The organism is Methanosarcina barkeri 3 (assembly GCF_000970305.1).
In the GTDB taxonomy this organism is placed as follows: domain Archaea; phylum Halobacteriota; class Methanosarcinia; order Methanosarcinales; family Methanosarcinaceae; genus Methanosarcina; species Methanosarcina barkeri_A.
The window spans coordinates 4,524,043-4,542,104 of record NZ_CP009517.1 but is presented as its reverse complement, the minus strand read 5'-3'; the positions used below and the strand labels follow the sequence as shown (position 1 = coordinate 4,542,104).

15 protein-coding genes and 1 pseudogene are annotated in these 18,062 nt (G+C 39.8%); 9 read left to right on the top strand and 7 right to left on the bottom strand.

The features are described from left to right. The first annotated feature begins 1 nt into the window (after position 1). From MSBR3_RS18620 to MSBR3_RS18590, 7 genes and pseudogenes are all read left to right on the top strand, one after another. The gene (locus tag MSBR3_RS18620; RefSeq protein ID WP_048109777.1) at positions 2-523 is read left to right on the top strand and encodes a chemotaxis protein CheW; all 522 of its coding nucleotides are present in this window, start codon (positions 2-4) and stop codon (positions 521-523) included. Between the two features lie 349 nt (positions 524-872). Then, positions 873-2,182: pseudogene (locus MSBR3_RS18615) on the top strand (GntP family permease). Positions 2,183-2,283: 101 nt separating this feature from the next. Continuing rightward, on the top strand, positions 2,284-2,733 hold the full coding sequence (locus tag MSBR3_RS18610) for a metal-dependent transcriptional regulator (protein WP_048109775.1): 450 nt from the start codon (positions 2,284-2,286) through the stop codon (positions 2,731-2,733). Positions 2,734-3,052: 319 nt separating this feature from the next. Next, positions 3,053-4,045, top strand: coding sequence for a metal ABC transporter solute-binding protein, Zn/Mn family (locus MSBR3_RS18605; RefSeq protein WP_048110704.1), 993 nt, complete (start codon positions 3,053-3,055; stop codon positions 4,043-4,045). Between the two features lie 251 nt (positions 4,046-4,296). Further along, on the top strand, positions 4,297-5,061 hold the full coding sequence (locus tag MSBR3_RS18600; RefSeq protein WP_048109773.1) for a metal ABC transporter ATP-binding protein: 765 nt from the start codon (positions 4,297-4,299) through the stop codon (positions 5,059-5,061). Between the two features lie 110 nt (positions 5,062-5,171). Next, entirely contained in the window at positions 5,172-5,996 is an 825-nt protein-coding gene (locus tag MSBR3_RS18595) for a metal ABC transporter permease (RefSeq protein WP_048109771.1), read from the top strand. Between the two features lie 539 nt (positions 5,997-6,535). Further along, on the top strand, positions 6,536-6,991 hold the full coding sequence (locus MSBR3_RS18590) for a hypothetical protein (RefSeq protein WP_048109770.1): 456 nt from the start codon (positions 6,536-6,538) through the stop codon (positions 6,989-6,991). Between the two features lie 13 nt (positions 6,992-7,004). On the opposite strand, the gene MSBR3_RS21575 is transcribed toward MSBR3_RS18590, so the two are convergent. The 7 genes from MSBR3_RS21575 to MSBR3_RS18560 form a co-directional block, all read right to left on the bottom strand. Further along, entirely contained in the window at positions 7,005-7,136 is a 132-nt protein-coding gene (locus MSBR3_RS21575) for a hypothetical protein (RefSeq protein ID WP_268989099.1), read from the bottom strand. A 647-nt stretch (positions 7,137-7,783) separates the two neighbouring features. After that, complete coding sequence (porB, locus tag MSBR3_RS18585; RefSeq protein WP_048109769.1) at positions 7,784-8,674, bottom strand: pyruvate synthase subunit PorB; 891 nt, start codon at positions 8,672-8,674, stop codon at positions 7,784-7,786. Then, positions 8,671-9,879, bottom strand: a complete 1,209-nt coding sequence (porA, locus tag MSBR3_RS18580; RefSeq protein ID WP_048109767.1) for a pyruvate synthase subunit PorA — start codon at positions 9,877-9,879, stop codon at positions 8,671-8,673. Before porA ends, porB begins: the two co-directional genes overlap by 4 nt. Then, complete coding sequence (porD, locus tag MSBR3_RS18575; RefSeq protein ID WP_196297071.1) at positions 9,879-10,166, bottom strand: pyruvate synthase subunit PorD; 288 nt, start codon at positions 10,164-10,166, stop codon at positions 9,879-9,881. Before porD ends, porA begins: the two co-directional genes overlap by 1 nt. Before the next feature lie 41 nt (positions 10,167-10,207). After that, positions 10,208-10,756: a pyruvate ferredoxin oxidoreductase subunit gamma gene (locus MSBR3_RS18570; protein ID WP_048109763.1), complete on the bottom strand. Its 549-nt coding sequence runs from the start codon at positions 10,754-10,756 to the stop codon at positions 10,208-10,210. A 694-nt stretch (positions 10,757-11,450) separates the two neighbouring features. Next, a complete protein-coding gene (dusB, locus tag MSBR3_RS18565) occupies positions 11,451-12,422 on the bottom strand; it encodes a tRNA dihydrouridine synthase DusB (protein ID WP_048110703.1) in 972 nt (323 codons plus the stop codon). A 566-nt stretch (positions 12,423-12,988) separates the two neighbouring features. Then, positions 12,989-13,546, bottom strand: coding sequence for a signal peptidase I (locus tag MSBR3_RS18560; protein WP_048109761.1), 558 nt, complete (start codon positions 13,544-13,546; stop codon positions 12,989-12,991). A 693-nt stretch (positions 13,547-14,239) separates the two neighbouring features. Here MSBR3_RS18560 and MSBR3_RS18555 point away from each other — a divergent pair. Next, entirely contained in the window at positions 14,240-16,333 is a 2,094-nt protein-coding gene (locus MSBR3_RS18555; protein WP_048109759.1) for a DNA-directed DNA polymerase II small subunit, read from the top strand. A 222-nt stretch (positions 16,334-16,555) separates the two neighbouring features. Next, on the top strand, positions 16,556-17,584 hold the full coding sequence (twy1, locus tag MSBR3_RS18550; protein ID WP_048110702.1) for a 4-demethylwyosine synthase TYW1: 1,029 nt from the start codon (positions 16,556-16,558) through the stop codon (positions 17,582-17,584). The last annotated feature ends 478 nt before the right edge of the window (positions 17,585-18,062 follow it).

Genomic DNA, 18,062 nt, shown 5'->3' with positions numbered 1-18,062 from the left:
AATGTTTAAAGAAGTACTAGATGAAGGTTCAAGATTTTCGGAAGAAAATCTTCAATTAGTGACCTTTGAGCTTTCAGGTGAAGAGTTCGGAGTAGATATCATGCAGGTCTCCGAAGTTATTCCGGTTCCAAGGATCACCCGTATTCCTCAGGCCCCAGGATGCATAAAAGGGCTCATTAACTTGCGGGGAAAGATCCTCGTTGTGATAGACCTTAACAAGCGGCTTGAGTTCAGCTCGAAAGAAACTGATAGCCTGTCCAGAATTATCATAGTTGAGATTAAAGATACAGTCCTTGGAATGCTTGTAAATTCCGTAAAAGAGGTTATGAGCCTGCCATTTTCTTCAATTCAACAACCCCCTGAGATAATTAAATCGAAAATTAATGCAGAATATCTAAGAGGAGTTGGAAAAATAGGTAGCAGGCTTATTATTCTACTAAATCTTGCAAGAGTACTTGGAGAAGAAGAAATCGAAGAACTCAGTGAGCTATCTTTTCCAGAAGAAGTTGCTTTAACTGAGTAAATCGCCTCTACGAAAGAGAATGTTTAAACTTGCTGAACTATATTCCATAGAAAACGACAGCTTAAACTCACTTAAATAGTTTTCTCCCAAAATGAATATTTAGAAAAGTATTTAAATTTAAACATTTGTTCTCCCTTGAAGCTAATGTTAAACTCTTCTGAAGCTAATGTTAAACTCTTCTGAAGCTAATATTAAACTCTCCTGAAACTAACATTAAACTCTTCTGAAGCTAATGTTAAACTCTTCTGAAGCTAACATTAAACTCTCCTGAAGCTAACATTAAACTCTCCTGAAGCTAACATTAAACTCTCCTGAAGCTAACATTAAAGATTAACAATCAGGCTCTAACATGCATCCTGTAGTCATATTCCTTTTCGCCCTTCTCCTCATCTTATTTTTTACAGCCGGACTCAGATTACACCCTTTCTTAAGTCTTGTCCTTGTATCCGTTCTTACAGGAGTTCTTGCAGAAGAACCTCTGGCCACCGTCGAAGCAATAACTGGGGGATTAGGCAACGTATTTTCTCGTTTTGCTATTATTATTACTTGTGGAAGTATTATTGGAATCCTGCTCCAGGGAACCGGAGGAATGTCCTTAATAGCTTCTGATATTATACGTTTTTCCAGAAATCCTCTACTTGCTCTTAATGTTCTTGGCTTTCTTTTTTCCGTTTCCCTTATGTGTTACATTCTTGCCTATGTTATCTTTGTTCCAATAGCTAAAGAGTTGGCTGCCAGACTCGATAACCCCCCAATTTCCACTGCAACAATCCTTGCACTGGGAGCTGTTGCCTTGTTTAACCTTGTCTACCCTTCGCCTGTAGTAATTTCTGCAGCAGAAGAGTTGTCGGCTGACGTGAACAAGCTTTTTATTACGGGACTTTTTATCGCAGTTCCCACTTCCATTGTAGGCTACTTGTATTCTAAAAATCTAGAAAAGTCTAAAACTGCAGTTTTTTCAAATAGAATCAAAGAAAAAAAAGCTGAAGATCAGGAAAACTCAGGAATATATAATAACCCTGCTGAAAAGCCAAGTCGACTTGAGGCTTACTCTCCAATCTTTTTTCCTTTATTCCTTATTCTCCTTCAAACAGGCTTTGAATATCCTCATTCTGTGCTCACCTTTCTGGGGAACCCGAACATTGCTCTTCTTATAGGAGTCCTTCTCTCCATTTTTTCTGGCAGAAAGCTTGGAACTCTTGTACTGAAGGAACTGATTGAAAAAGCTGTGAGGAGAAGTGGGGTTGTTCTTCTTGACCTTTGCGGAGGAGGTGCTCTTGGACCCTTGCCATGACCGGGGCAGGAGAAACTCTTGGCAGGTTCTTCTTGCAGTTGAGCCTTCCTCATATCCTTGTGCCTTTTCTCATTGCCGCAGCTCTTCAAATCGTTCAGGAATCAAGGGTTGTTACCATGCTTGTTGCACCTTCTCTTTTGCTACCCCTGGTTCCTGAACTTGGGCTTCCTCTGGAAATCGTTATTCTTTCAATGGCTTCAAGTACTTTTCTAATTTCTCATGTCAATGATCCTTTCTTTTGGATTTTGGGAGAACTTGCAGAGCTGGAACCCTCTGAAGTCTTCAGGTCAAATACTCTTGGGAGCGCTGTGATGGGTATTGTGAGTTTCCTGCTGACATCTGCTGTTTATCTTTTCTTTTACTGATTTCTATATCTATTGTTTTCCTGATTTTGTCACAGTACAACAATGATCACATAATTTGGTACGTGGCAAATAATAAATACCAGTTTTTTATATTTCTCTATATGAATGAGCAAAATTATCCTGAATTTACGGGCCTTGAGCTCTCTCCGAGAAAGATAGATTATCTTAAGTTCATTCTTGAAAAAGGAGGCACTGTAAAAACCACAGAGATCTCTTCAGTCCTGAAGGTCGATCCTTCAACTACGACTAAAACTTTAAATGAACTTGCAGGTGCAGGCTACCTGAATCATATTCCCTATAGGGGTGTGGATCTAACGGAAATGGGGGAGGCATATACACAATTTCTCATCCGAAGACACAGGATTCTTAGTCTCCTTTTAACCCACTATGGCCTGTCGTCGGAGGAAGCGTGTAGTGAAGTTTCGCGTTTTGAAGCTTTTGTCTCCAGGGATGCTATAAATAAAATCTGCAGCTCAATGGGACACCCGATGTTCGGAGTTTGTGGAGAAATAAGCCATGAAAACTGCTTGCATGAAGAAAAACACCATTGAACCTGCCTGCATGAAGAAAAACACCATTGAACCTGCTTGCATGAAGAAAAACACCATTGAATGCTTGTAAGTGGAACATCAAATGAAATGCTAAATGAAGAGCTAAAGTGCTAATCAAGTGCCGAGTATGGGTTTTAAGATAAATTTGGTATTGTACCAAAAAAATTTTCTGAATAATTCAAAAATTTAAGGGCATACCAAATTTTGAATACCTACTGATTTTGGATAATAGAGACTTTGAATAATGTTGGTCTTATCTCATTCAGAAATATATTCATGAATTAATAAAAACTGAAAAATGAAGAAATGGGATTTCAATATGAGTCTGAAAATTCTACCTTTATTAGTGCTCTTGACTGTTGGTCTGAGTCTTTTTGCCAGCGGCTGTACAGGTCAGGACGACTCCCAAACTAATGAGAATGAGAGTACAGTACAGGACGTTGAAGTATCAGGGTCGAACGAGTCTGTGATCGTAGCTGTGAGTATAGTTCCTCAGGCCGAGTTTGTAGAAAAAGTTGGGGGAGACAAAGTGAAAACTGTTGTCATAATTCCTCCAGGAGCAGACCCTCATACCTATGAACCATCTCCTAAAGAGATGGGAGAAGTGAGCAAAGCTAGTATGTATGTTACAGTTGGTGTAGATATGCCCTTTGAGGAAGTCTGGATCAACAGATTCAAATCTATTAACACTGGAACTCTTATAGTAAACTCTTCTAATGGAATCGAACTCAGGAAACTTGCTGCTCACGATCATCACGAAGAGGAAGGAGCAGAAGAACATTCAGAAGAACATGCAGAGGAACTTGAAGCAGGTAGCGAAGAAACTGAACTGGATCCCCACATATGGACATCTCCTGCAAACGCAAAAATAATGGTTGAGAACATTTATGAGGGACTCGCCAAAACAGATCCCGATAACAAAACTTACTATGCTCAGAATAGAGATGCTTATCTTAAGGAACTTGACGCTCTGGATGCAAGGATCCGCGAAAAGCTCGAGGGAAAAAAGGAAAGAAATTTCATGGTCTATCATCCTTCCTGGGGCTATTTTGCAGCGGACTACAACCTTACCATGATTCCAGTTGAGATTGAAGGAAAAGAGCCGAGTGCTCAGGATCTGGCAAAGGTTATAAGTCTTGCAAAAGAAAAACAGGTTAAAGTCATCTTTGTCCAGCCTCAGTTCAGTACGGGAAGTGCGCAGTCCGTAGCTAAGGAGATAGGCGGTGAAGTTGTAGCTGTAGATCCACTTGCAAAGGATTATGTTGCAAATATGGATAATGTATCCGATATTTTTGCCAGAAACCTAGTATGAAGTCAGTAAGGTATGAAGTCAGTAAGGTATGAAGTCAGTAAGGTTGAAGTCAATAAGGTATGAAGTCAATAAGGTATGAAGTCAATAAGGTATGAAGTCAATAAGGTATGAAGTCAATAAGGTATGAAGTCAATAAGGTATGAAGTCAGTAAATTAGTACTTGAGTCCTGGTTTAATCAGAAATCAAGTACTATCTTAATATCAAATGCTCGTAATCCGGTAAATAAAAACGATATTCTGAAGGAAAGGCAATGGAGAAGGTTATAGAACTGAAGGATGTCTGGGTTCGTTACGGAACCCAGACTATTCTTGAGGCAATCAATTTTGAATTGAAAGAACCCAATGGACTGCTTGGGATTATCGGACCTAATGGGGGAGGAAAGACTACATTTCTCAAAGTGCTCTTGGGGCTTTTGAAACCTTATAGAGGCAATGTAAAACTCTTTGGGAAACCACCGGAAAAGAGTAGGGAACTTGTAGGCTATGTCCCTCAGTACAAAGGTTTTGATTTTGATTTTCCTATCAGTGTTTGGGAAGTTGTGCTTACAGGCAGGATGAGCCATACAGGTTTTCTGAAGAAATTTCGAGAAGAGGACAAAAGGGCTGCCGAAGAAGCCCTTAAAACTGTAGAAATGTTTCAGTACAGAGACCGGCAGATTGGGCAGCTTTCTGGAGGACAACGGCAGAGAGTCTTTATTGCAAGAGCTCTTGCTACGAACCCTAAACTTCTGCTTCTGGACGAACCTAATTCCGGGCTTGACCCGCATATGCAGGATGAACTCTATCGCCTGCTAAGCAGACTCAAGCAGGAAATGGCAGTTATTATGGTTACTCATGATCTCAGTGCGGTTTCTGTTTATGTCGACAAAATAGCCTGTTTAAACCGCACTCTTCACTATCACAATTCCAGAGAAATTCCGGTTGAAGATCTTGAAGCTACCTACCAGTGCCCTGTTGAGCTGATCGCTCATGGAATTCCTCACAGGGTGCTGAAAAACCATGAGGAGAACTCCTGAAGATCAGGACTTGTTCGAAAAGGACTGATTCGAAAAACAGACGGAGAAACTCCTGAAGATCAGGACTTGTTCGAAAAGGACTGATTCGAAAAACAGACGGAGAAATAAGAATGTTTGATTTTCTGCAATATAATTTTATCCAGAACGCTCTTGCAGCCGCAGTTCTTGCAAGCATAGCCTGCGGGATTATAGGAGTCTATGTTGTCGTCAAAAAAATAGTCTTCATAAGTGGTGGGATAGCTCATGCTTCCTTTGGAGGTGTCGGGCTGGGCTATTATCTCGGAATTAATCCTATGTTCGGAGTTCTTCCCTTTAGCTTGCTTTCGGCTCTTGTGATGGGAACAGTGAGTAAGAAGTCTAAAATCCCTGAAGACAGTGCTATAGGCATACTCTGGTCTCTTGGGATGGCACTCGGAATAATTTTTGTTTATCTAACCCCTGGCTATGCTCCTGATCTTATGACTTACCTTTTCGGAAATATTCTAACAGTTCCCTACTCCGACCTTTATTTTATGCTAGCTCTTGATATAGTAATAGTAGGTGCGGTTTATTTACTTTACAAAGAATTTCTTACCTTATGTTTTGATGAAGAATTCACAACAGTACAGGGTCTTCCTACCGAGAAGCTTTACCTTTTCCTTCTCTGTATAATTGCTCTAACAATTGTAGTGCTCATTAAGGTCGTGGGTATTATCCTTGTAATCGCTCTTCTTACCATTCCTGCTTCTCTGAGCCGTAAATTTACTTATAACCTGAAGCGTATGATGCTGATTTCCATAGCCTTTGGTACTGTGATCAGCGTTACGGGAATAGGTCTTTCATATGCCCTGGATGTTCCATCCGGCGCAACCATTATTCTCGTACTGAGCCTTGTGTATGGGGTTGCTTCTTTCGGGATGGAAATACTCGAGAATATAAAGAACTCAGGCGCTTAAAAATCCTGAGTTTTATTTTACAGGCTTTAAATGGACATTTATGGACTTATCCAGTACTTACTCGGTACTTTGTCCAGTACTTATCCAGTACTTACTCGGTACTTTGTCCAGTACTTATCCAGTACTTATCCAGTACTAGTTAAGTAGCTGTTCGAGGATTATTTTTCATAATCTTTCATAATATTATTAGAATTATATTTATTCCGTTTTATTAAGACATAAGTTTATATATGGTGAGATGTAAGAGCCTAAACGTTTAATTGATTAATTCCACAGGATCCGGTACTAAACCTCTCTAGGCTGGATTTGTAGAGATAAAAACGGAATCTGAAGCATCTAACCCATGCGCGTACAACCGTTTCGAGTGGGGAAGCGACGGATACGCCGATAGACAAAACACAATGGATTTATTTAGAGCTCTTAAGCCAGTCCAGTAAGTGTTCTAAAAATTATATCAAAGTAAGTAATTGAACCCGTTATATAAAATGGAAGCTATCAGGCTATTTACTAAAGTAAACTGTTACAATCAGGGTGATAAAATGGATCGTGATACAACCCGAGATCAAAATATAAAAGAAAATGAGACTTTTGATGGAGACTGCCTCGATCTTCCGGACATTCCCCTTCCGGAGACTGACAACGTTCTATACTCAATTCTTAACTCCTTAAACCAGAATATCGCAGATTTTCATACTTTTGTGAAGTTCAATCCCTATCTGTCTGAGGACCACCTGAATGTCGAACTGCTTAAAAGAAGCATGGGCATTCACAGAGACTTTACAGCTCTATTCCTGCACACCAAAGAGGAGCTTATTTTTACCTATCCCGAATTCATAGAAAAAACTGAGAAGTTGTTATTTAGGGGAGATGTTGGTACCGACTGCATAAAATACACTCGCAAATTATGCAGAACAATAAGCGACTATAAAATAGCCCTGCACAGAGAAGGCTATTTGCCTGACCTGAGAAGACAGTTACCATTTGTTGACCTGTAATTCATCCAGTAACTTATTTTTTTCTGTTAAATTTCTCTTTTTCATCATATTCAAATTCAGGCCCCATTCTTTTATATTTTAAGCTCATAATAATTTTGTTAATTCCAGTAATTCTAAGAGTCCCATGAATTGAAGATGCTTCCAAAACTCTATTTTTATTGAATGAAGAAGGGAAATTTCTTCTCTTTTATATCTCAACTTTCTTTGCATTTTACGGTACTTCCAGAATTTTATATTTCATTTTCAGTACATCCGTAGTTTTATATAATTAAAAGGTATCTAGATTTCCAGGCATCTGTAAAAACGGTGTCTTTGAAAAACGGTATCTTAAAAAACGATCTTCGAAAAACGGTATCTTAAAAAACGGTATCTTAAAAAACGGCCTTTGAAAAACAGATGCCTGTATTATTTAGTATCTGAGTCTTTTTTATTTTCGTTATCCAACAAAGTTTCATAACTTGATTTTATTCATTTTGCAGAAATTAGTCAGTTTTTCGATATTGCCTGTAACTGTTTTGTTATATTCTGGATGAGCTCATCCCAAACCAATTTTATTCCCAAATCTATACTATTTTCATGTTAGAAAATAGAGTAATTATTCCAAGTTCATGGTTTTGGGACAGGATCTATCAAAAAAGAACATTATATTCCTCGAATAACATGCACAACTACATGAAAATGCTTCCATATGGTAACATTTTTGATGCTAAAGCAAAAAATGGATCAAAAGAGATAAATTAAAATTAAAAAAGTACAATAAAAAATAAAATTAAATAATTAAAACTTCAGTTTTCACTGAAGTCCGAAGTGTTTTATGTTCCAGTCTGCAGTAGCCTGGATTTTCTTTATTTCTTCTTCACCGCCTTCCATGGTGAAGAGGTGTTTGAACCTTTTCTGGGCCCTCAGGTACTCCTCGACTGGTCTGGGATCCTTAACTTTCCTGACCTGGGTAATTTCCCCGTTTTCCATTTCATACATGGGCCAGAGGCAGGTTTCGACTGCGAGTTTGGCGATTTCCAGGGTCTTTGAGGTATCAAAACCCCAGCCTGTTGGACAGGGGGCATGGGAATGGATATAGGTCGGGCCCACGATTTCAGTTGCCTTCTTGACCTTTCGAATCATGTCTCTTGGGAAACCTATGGAAGTTGTGGCCACATAAGGAGAGCCATGAGCTACCATGATAGCAGGCATGTTTTTCTTAGGACGCGGGTTTCCAAAGGAAACTTTTCCGGCTGGAGTGGTTGTGGTACTTGCATCAAAAGGTGTTCCACTGCTGCGCTGGACTCCAGTGTTCATATAAGCTTCATTGTCCATGCACACGTAGGTAAAGTCGTGACCTCTCTCGAATGCACCTGAAAGGGCGCCAAGTCCGATATCCATAGTAGATCCGTCTCCACCGATTGATATAACCTTGATATCATCCTTTTTGCCAAGAGCCTTCAAAGCAGCTTCCACACCTGAAGCTACTGCTCCTGCGTTCTCAAAAAGGGAGTGGATCCATGGAACCTGCCAGGAGGAATACGGGAAAGGTGTGGACATGACTTCCAGGCAGCCTGTCGGGTTAACTACAATTGTGTTTGGGCCTGCGCCCATAAGTGCGAATTTTGCAGCAAAGGCATCACAGCAACCTGCACAGCCGCTATGCCCAGACGTAATGTATGTTTGTGGAGTGTTTTTGCTCACAGCAACTCCTCCTTGAGGCTCAGGAATTGACTTTCGACTTCAATCCCAGATTTTATAACTTTTTTGGTTTCTTCAATTATCTTTGCAATATCTTCCACGCGAATATCGCGGCCTCCGTGCCCAACGGTATAGCCTACAACTGGTATACGAATCTTACTGTTATAGAGGCAGGACTTGGTTTCGGTAAAGAGAGCTCCTTCATTTGTGCCTATGGAGATATTCTTATCGAGTATAACAACGACATGTGCATTCTTAATAGCTTCTCGGATCTGCTCTTTCGGGAAAGGTCTGAAGGATCTTACTTTTAAGACTCCTACCTTTTCTCCTCTTGCCCTATACTCATCAACAACGTCCTTTATAGTTCCGAGAATAGAGCCCATAGACATGATAACGATTTCGGCATCATCAAGCATGTATCCGTCAACAAGCCCTCCGTGGTATCTACCAAAGATTTCCTCAAACTCCTTTGCAACGCTTTCGATCTTTGGAAGAGCTTTCTGCATTGCCTGCTCATGGAGATATCTGAACTCTTCGTAGGTGTCCGGGGCTGCAAAGGCTCCGAAAGTTTTAGGGTCTTCAGGGTCAAGAATATCTTCGGGTTGGAAGGTCGGAAGGAAATTGTCAGTTAGGTCCTGTTCGAGCAGGATGACAGGCTCATAAACATGAGACAGGATAAAGCCGTCCATGCAGACCATACCCGGAACCATGATATCATTGTCTTCTGCGATCTTGTAGAGCTGAGGCAGGGTATCACATGCTTCCTGAACATCCTCTACATAGAGCTGAATCCAGCCTGTATCTCTCTGCGCAATTGCGTCCTGATGATCGTTCCAGATGTTGATTGGAGCGCTAACTGCTCTATTTGCCACTGTCATTACAACAGGAAGCCTCATGCCTGAAGTGTTAAAAAGTGCCTCATGCATGAGCAGAAGTCCCTGAGATGTTGTAGCTGAATAAGTTCTTGCGCCTACGGCTGATGCTCCTATAAGGGCAGAAATTGCCGAGAACTCGGCTTCTACGTTAATATATTCACAGTTAGGGATCTCCCCGTCTGCCATAAACTGAGATAAGTTTTCGACAATGTGGGTCTGAGGAGTAATCGGATAAGCTGAAATTACATTTGGACGGCAGACTTTTGCTGAATGGGCCACAGCATAGGAACCTTCCACGACTACCATTTTTTTTCTGTAAGTCGGGTCAATCATTATTTCTCCTCCAGAATCATTTCAATTGCATCTGCAGGACACTCATTTGCACAGATGCCGCAACCTTTGCAGTAATCATAATCATATTCAAAAAAGCCGTCTTCTCTGGGTTTGACAGACATATCAGGACAGACGATATGGCAGATTCCGCATTTGGTACATTTTTCGTAAATATAAACAGGACGGAAGTTTCTCCAGCCTCCGGTTTTGTTTATGAGGGTAGAACCAGGTTTACAGACTCTGCAGCGTGAAATGTTTAAACCTTCTTCTTTCTCTTCATTTTTCAGAACTTCGGGCCGCATCTTTCGGTCTTGTTCGGATCCGTTACTCACGCTTCTTCCCCCCTGATAAGATTGTAGGCCTTCTGAATTGCATTTGCATTCTTTTCTCCTACCTTTCCTGGAAAACGAGCCCTTATTGCATGCTGGATTGATTCGACATTGATTTCTCCGGTTGCACCCGCAAAAGCTCCAAGGAGGACAGTATTTACAATAGGAACACCTATGATATCCATTGCTACCTTGGTAGCATCCACGGTCATAACCCTGGCTTTTGTATTGAGTTCCAGGCTTTCCGGCTTTTCGGTTGTGTTAACAATAATTATTCCGTCATCCTTTATCCCGCTTGCAACGTCAACAGTTTCAAGCAGAGTTGCATCCTGGACAATAACATAATCCGGAGTGTAAATCTGACTTCGGAGCCTGATAGGATTATTGTTAATCCTTGTAAATGCCTGGACTGGGGCACCTCTACGCTCTACCCCAAAAGCGGGGAAGGCCTGGCTAAACTTTCCATCTTCAAAAGCAGCAACAGAAAGCATTTCAGCCGCGGTAACAGAACCCTGGCCTCCTCGACCGTGTATTCTGATTTCCTTCATTTAGATTCTCCTTTTAATGAAATTTTATCTATTGTTTTTCGAACATTTTCGAATATTTTCGAACATATTCGAATATTTTCGAATTTTTTCGAGTTTTTTTCGAATTTGTCTGTATTTTTGTTGTTCTCGGCAGTCTGTTTGGCAAGTTTTAATTAGCTGTCTGGCACACTGCTATTAATCGAATAATAAACGAATTGACCTGATGTTATCCAATTTATTTACTTTGTCAGATATAATCAGCACTCGTTTACTTTATCAGACATAATCAGCATTTGTTTACTTTATCAGACATAATCAGCGTTGTTACTTTGTCAGAACAATAACAGCATCTGACTCTTTCTTCAAGCATTATTCTAATATAATAAGTATGACATGTACATTCATGCCGGGGATCCAAAAACCTATATGGTAAATTGTTAACCTGGATCTCTTTCATATCATGAATTATAATTATTATTGAAAGATTTATTTTTAATTCTAGGTTCACACTGTTTTATGCCTGATAGTTCATGGATAATAGTGTAGAATATTATTAGGTTTTCGGTGAATTGAAATATATTCTTTATATATTTCTAATTTACAATTATTTTTTTAAATTTATTATATTTATTATTTTCAGGTTAACCTGTCTTAAGCATACGTTTTTATTGGATAATAACTGTAAACAATCATCTCTCTAAAAATATGGGATACTTTAATATTTCTCCCTAGAGAAATCCTTTATTAACTCAATCATCGCCTTTCCATCTTTCAGATTATTAATCTTTTCCCTGATCTGCCGCGAGCCGTGCAACCCTTTTGTAAACCAATGAGCATGCATTCTTAGATTTGTAGACGTCTGGAGATCATATTTTTCAAGTAAGGCAATATAATTCTCAAAGTCCTCCAATTGCCGGACTTGTCTGTCAAGTTCCAGCCTTTCTCCGGTTTCCAGATAATGCCTTATCCTTCTGAAGATAAAGGGATTTCCCATTGCTGCGCGGCCGATCATAAGCCCGTCACAGCCAGTAAAATCAAGGGCAGCTTCGGCAGATTCCTCATCCCTTATATCTCCATTTGCAATTACTGGAATGGAAAGTTCCTGTTTAACGGCTCTTATTGCTGTAAGGTCTGAATTTTCGGAGTACATCTGCTCTGCCCTCCTACCATGTACAGTCAGGGCCGAAGCTCCAGCTTCTTCGATCAGGCGTGCAATTTCGAGGGTTTTTTCCTCACTCCTCAGAATACGGATTTTTGCAGTTACAGGAGTCTTCAGCACACCGGTCAGCTCAGAGATAATTTCATATACAAGTTTCTGGGAGTTGAGAAGAGCCGAGCCGCATCCTGTCCCTATAATTCGCTTTGCAGGGCAGCCCATATTCACGTCGATGAGTTCAGGTTTGTACTCGTCTTCAATAAAAAGTGCAGCTTCCCTCAGTTTCTCTGGAGAACTTCCTACAAGCTGAACTCCAAAAGGTCGGTCTTCAGGGGACGACAGCCCTTTGAGAATAGATTTTCGATTTTCGTTGAGCAAGGCATCTGCGCTGATCATCTCAGTATATGTAAGGTCAGCTCCATTCTGCCTGCAGAGCAGCCTGAAAGCCAGATTTGTCACATCTGCCATAGGTGCAAGAAGAAGGTTTCCAGATGTTTCGGTTTTGCCGATTTTTAATTTATTAAGTTTCATTTTTCCAATGATTTCTGAATGTTTGATTCTAGTTCGATTGCCTTCAATGTCTTCAATTGTCTTCAATTATCTTCGGTTTAGATTGTTTTTAGTCGTCTTTTTCTTTTTTCTGATTTTTTCCTGTTTTTTGATCGTTTTTGACCTTTTTAACTGTTTTTTAAATTATTTTCCTGGTGTTTTTCTCATTCCTTTCCCTTATTTATCTGTTTTGGAACTGCTTCCTTAAAAATTGCTATCGCTAGCCTTCTGTAACTGAAACCTTTTGTGATTTATTAATCTTCTTTTGATTTCCTAAACTCTTTATATTTATGTGAGTTCTCTCTAGTTCTCTCTAATACACTGAAGCCCAAAACTTACGCAATCAGAAGTTTGTGCAATCAGAAGTTTACGCAACTAGGAATTTACGCAACCAGGAGTTTACGTAACTAAGAATATAATAAGTAAAAATACAATCCATATACTTGGAGATGCAAGAAATAAAGAACAGAGTGCCTGAAACCAGTTAATAAAGAAAAACTGATTCAGGGATTCAAAAAGATATGTTGAGATTCATATATGAATCTGATTCATGAGAAGAGCAATCTGACATATCCCAGATAAGGAATTCTGTACTGCGCAGTCCCTATAATCCATTCATCTTTTACAGGCATATTATAACTTATCTGTCCTTCCTGGTCATAGTGACTATTGGTTATAACATTATCTCCTTTAGTAATATAACCGGAATAAGGAGCAGGTGGACCGCCTTTCCACATCGGTTCTCCAGCTTCCACTCTGTACATAGCCCTATGAATTATCGGAGTTGCTCCTTCCTCTCCATACGGGCGATAAAGAATCACATTCCCATAATTTTCAAAGGACTTATAGTCTGTGTTTTTCCCTTCTTCGTTCGTGGTAATATTCGTTTTATCGATACTTTTGATGAAAATAATGTCTCCTATCTGCATATGCGGTTCCATACTCCCCGACTCCACCGCAACCATCGGAGTCCAGAGTCCGAATGCCAGCTTGGAAATAACCATGAAAATGATCACGACAGCTACAACAGACAGCAAGTCCTTTCCAAGGGAAACCCAGGTGTTTTCTTGTTCCTGGACACTTTTTTCCTTATTAATCTCGCTCATGTTAAGCCTTTATTCTTTTGATTTTATTCTTATAGATGTTAGGGTGCTGTGTTATATTCCATTCAATTTTGTCCTACTCGAGATCTTATTTGGCTAAATATTATTGTTCAGGGACTTATTACGATTTTCAGAGTATAATACAGCCGTAAAACTATTTTAGCCCTACATTCTATTTTTCTGACTTATATAAGTTAGTAAAAATTTCTTTATTGAGCCTTCTCAATGACACTGAAGACTTGTTTTACTTTATATTAGTTTTCAATTGACGTTTTTCAACTAAGTCTGTTAATTAATTTATCTATTTTTTAATATTTTTTATTGATTATTTAAACTTTTTGTTGTTTCTTATTGTTTCTTTTCTTATTGTTTCTTAATACACGCTGAACAGAATTGTTCTACATTACATAGGAATTAATACTCATTCCTCATTACATAGGAACTAGTACTCTATTCTACAATAGATAGGAATTAATAACTATAAGTAATCTATCGAGCGTACAAAGATTTTATAAAATCTTCTTTATGATAACAAACTAAATTTAGTACATTAATTTCGTATCTTATTAGTTTTTATATTTTAAACAGGCTTTTGATTTAGTCTCTACAAGTCTTGAATGAGATTGGTTATAGTATACCAGATCGCATGAAAATTTAGAAGAATTCAGGACAGTTTCGAAAGGTCAGGCTGGAATCATGGACAGAAAGGATATTATAAGGGTTGTTATGGAAAAAGAGTATCAGATCAGCCCTGAGGCTGTAGAACTTATTTGTTCCAGTAATTCTCCCGAAGCCCTACTCAGATATGTCCTTTCAACTGTAAATGACTCTGTTATTGTCATAGGGAGCGAACATATAGATCTTGAAGGCTTTGCTGCTTTTTCAGCAGGTGAGTCGCTTTCAGATAAAGTACATGTTTTTTGTACAGAAAAAAGGAAAATTTTTTCCGGTGCTTCCATACTTTCTTCCAGATCAAACAATCCATCTTCCAAACCTAACTCTCTTTTAGTGCCCGATTCCTTATCAGAGCCTGCTCTTTCTTTAAAGCCCGATATTGTTACTGCAGCTCCTGACCCAATTATAAAATCATCTAAGGACTCTGTTCTAGATTCTGTTCCAGATTCTGTTCCAGTTCAGGATATGCTTCAGGATATTGCTTATGAACCAGCTCTGGATACTCCAAACACTCTAGATACTCCAAGCACTCTGGATACTCCAAACACTCTGGATACTCCAAACACTCTGGATACTCCAAACACTCTGGATACTCCAAACACTCTAGACACTAAATCAAGTGTAACTCCATCTGACCAAACTTCAGCCTCCTATCTTGCCTCAGACTCCCTTTCTTCGGTGAAGGCAGAACCTCTGACTTTCTTATCTCGTTCCTCCCAGGCTATAAACAGATCAAATTCTCCCTTTTTCGGACAGGAAAACTCTCTTCCATCCTCCTCTTCAAATCGGATTTTCAGGACAGAGCAATCTTCCTCCTCTTCTGAAAGAGGAATATTTTCGAGTTCAAGGGACGAGTACAAACACTACCCAGGTAAAAATCCTGTGACCGTAGTCTCAGATATAACAGGCCACTCAACCTGTGTCGGAGAATATATGCAGTTTGTACAATATTTCAGGGATAGATATAGCAGGCTTTCGGAGATTATTCGGGGGAGAATTAACGCACGCCCTATCGAAAGCTTGAAAAGAAGAAACTTTCGCAGAAGAGAAGATGCAGGTTCTGAGGAAATCTCGATTATAGGTATGGTTTCGGATATCAACAGCACAACAAATGGTCATAAAATTCTTTCTCTGGAAGACCCGACAGGTTCTTTTTCAGTCCTTATTCGAAATTCCGATAAAGAGCTTTTTGAACTTGCATCAAGAATTCTCCTTGATGAGGTCATAGGGGTGGCCGGTTCGATAACCAATGACGGAAGCCTCATGCTGGCAACAAAGCTAATACAACCCGATGTCCCGAATAATATTCAGCGCAGAACCGGAAGCCATGGGAAAGCTGTACTTATTTCGGATGTGCATGTGGGCAGTTCCAAGTTTCTGGAAGATGCCTGGCTGGACTTCCTGGATTTTTTGAAGGGAGAATCGGATTCAGATGATATGCGGGAAATTGCAGCCAGTGTTCGTTATCTTGTTGTTGCAGGAGATATTGTTGATGGGATAGGGATCTATCCTGACCAGGAACTGGAACTTGACATTCTGGATGTCTACGAACAGTATAAGAAGGCTGCAGAATATTTCAGGGAAATTCCCGAACACATTCGTGTTATAATAAGTCCAGGCAATCACGATGCTGTTCGCCAGGCAGAACCCCAGCCTGCCTTACCGGAAAATATTCAGGCATATTTCCCTGAGAATACTGTTTTTGTTGGTAACCCTGCTTTTATGGAGCTTGACGGTGTCCGTCTTCTTATTTACCACGGCAGATCAATTGACGATCTTGTGGCGAGTGTCCCCGGAGTCTCGTATCAGGAGCCTGCTGGGGCAGTTCTTGAAATGCTGAAACGCAGGCATCTTGCCCCGACCTACGGGAGTAGAGTTTCCATATCCCCTGAGAAAAAGGATTACTTTATAATTGATCCTGTACCTGATATTATTCATACGGGCCACGTCCATACCCTGGGAGTCCAGCGCTATAAAAATGTCCTTCTGGTCAATTCCGGAACCTGGCAGGACCAGACAGAGTTTCAGAAACGTGTAAATCTAGTGCCTGTTCCTGCAAGGGTTCCAATTGTGGATCTAGAGAATTTCGATGTAAAGATTCTTGCTTTTGACTAATTTTTAAACTTTCACCAAAGTTTATTCGATTTTAACTTGATTACTGTATTTTAACTGGGTTACTATACTTTAACTGGGTTACTGTACTTTAACTGGGTTACTATACTTTAACTGGGTTACTGTACTTTAACTGGGTTACTGTACTTTAACTGGATCACTGAAGCTCTCTCCAAAAGTATTTTCCGATCCTTATATATACCACAAAGATTTAATATGCGGAAAATGCCGATGGAAGAAAAAAAAGAAAATTTCGGGGAAAATTCTCCTGAAGTTAGGGAGAAAAACAGGGAAGAAGACGCTGTTTTGCTTCCTTTTGATATCCCTGATTTTAAAACTCTCCTGAAAAAGCAGGGCTATGCTCTGGCAGGCCGTCACTCAGCTGTTAAGACCTGTCTCTGGTTAAGGCACGCTATGAATGATCAGGGCTTCTGCTATAAATCGAAGTTTTATGGAGTTCAGTCCCATCGCTGTCTTCAGATGACTCCAACGCTTATGTGCAATCAACGTTGCCTTTTCTGCTGGCGTCCGACTGAAGTTCCTGTTCCTGCACCTGAGGAATGGGATTCTCCTGAGAAGATTGTGGAAGAAAGTATTGTCTGCCAGCGTAAGTTAATCACCGGCTTTGGAGGTTCTCCGAACGCACTTAAGGAACGCTGGCTTGAAGGTAATGAGCCTAACAATGTTGCAATTTCTCTGTCAGGAGAACCAACTTTTTACCCTTATCTCCCGGAACTTATCGAGGAGTATGAAAAAAGAGGTTTTACGACATTTCTTGTCACAAACGGCACAGTTCCCGAGATGCTTGCAAAGGTTTCCCCTTCTCAGTTATACATGAGTCTCGATGCACCGGATCTTGAGACTTACCTGAAAGTCTGCCAGCCAAGGTCGCCTGTCCTTTGGGAAAAGATCAATGAATCTTTGTCCTTGATGAAGCAGAAAAAATCAAGGACAGTTATCCGAACCACCCTTGTGAAAGGTGAAAACTTGTTCAAACCTGAGGATTATGCCAGGCTAATCGAAAAAGCCTCCCCTGACTTTGTGGAAATAAAAGCGTATATGCATCTGGGTTTCTCGCGACTCAGGCTTGATCGCTCTGCAATGCCTACTCATGAAGAGGTTATCGAGTTTTCACAGGAACTTGCAAAACATCTTGGGTATAAAATCGCAGATGAATCTGAAATCAGCAGGGTAGTCCTGTTATCAAAGGACGGGAGAAAGTCTTCTGTAAACAAGAAAAAAATCTCCTGTTAACAGAAAGAAATCTTCTATCAACGAGAAAAATTCCTATAAACAGAGAAAAACTCCTATAAACGGGAAAAACTCCTGTAAACGGGAAAAAGTCTCCTGTCAAAAAAGGTTCACTACTTTGGCCAAATTCGCGTTTTTATCTTTAGTATCAGTAGTGTAAACCAATTGGATTCACAGAAATACTTTTATATATTTATAAATATATATAACAAGTCGAGGGAATAGAAACAAATATAAACTCAGGTTTCATTTAGGGTATAACTCCATCATGAATTTATTCAGTTTTATATTCATCTACAGTTTGAGTAAAATTATGTCTCACATCTAGTGATATCAATAGAGCACGAAACAGGACAAGTTTACGCGGCAAAGGAGCTAGCTTTTTCCGGGATTTCCGAATATTTTCCCGGAGTTTCAGAGTGTTATTTTTCCTGGCGGTGTATTCTTACTCTTAGTTTTTTGTGTTCAGAGCGGTTTTTAC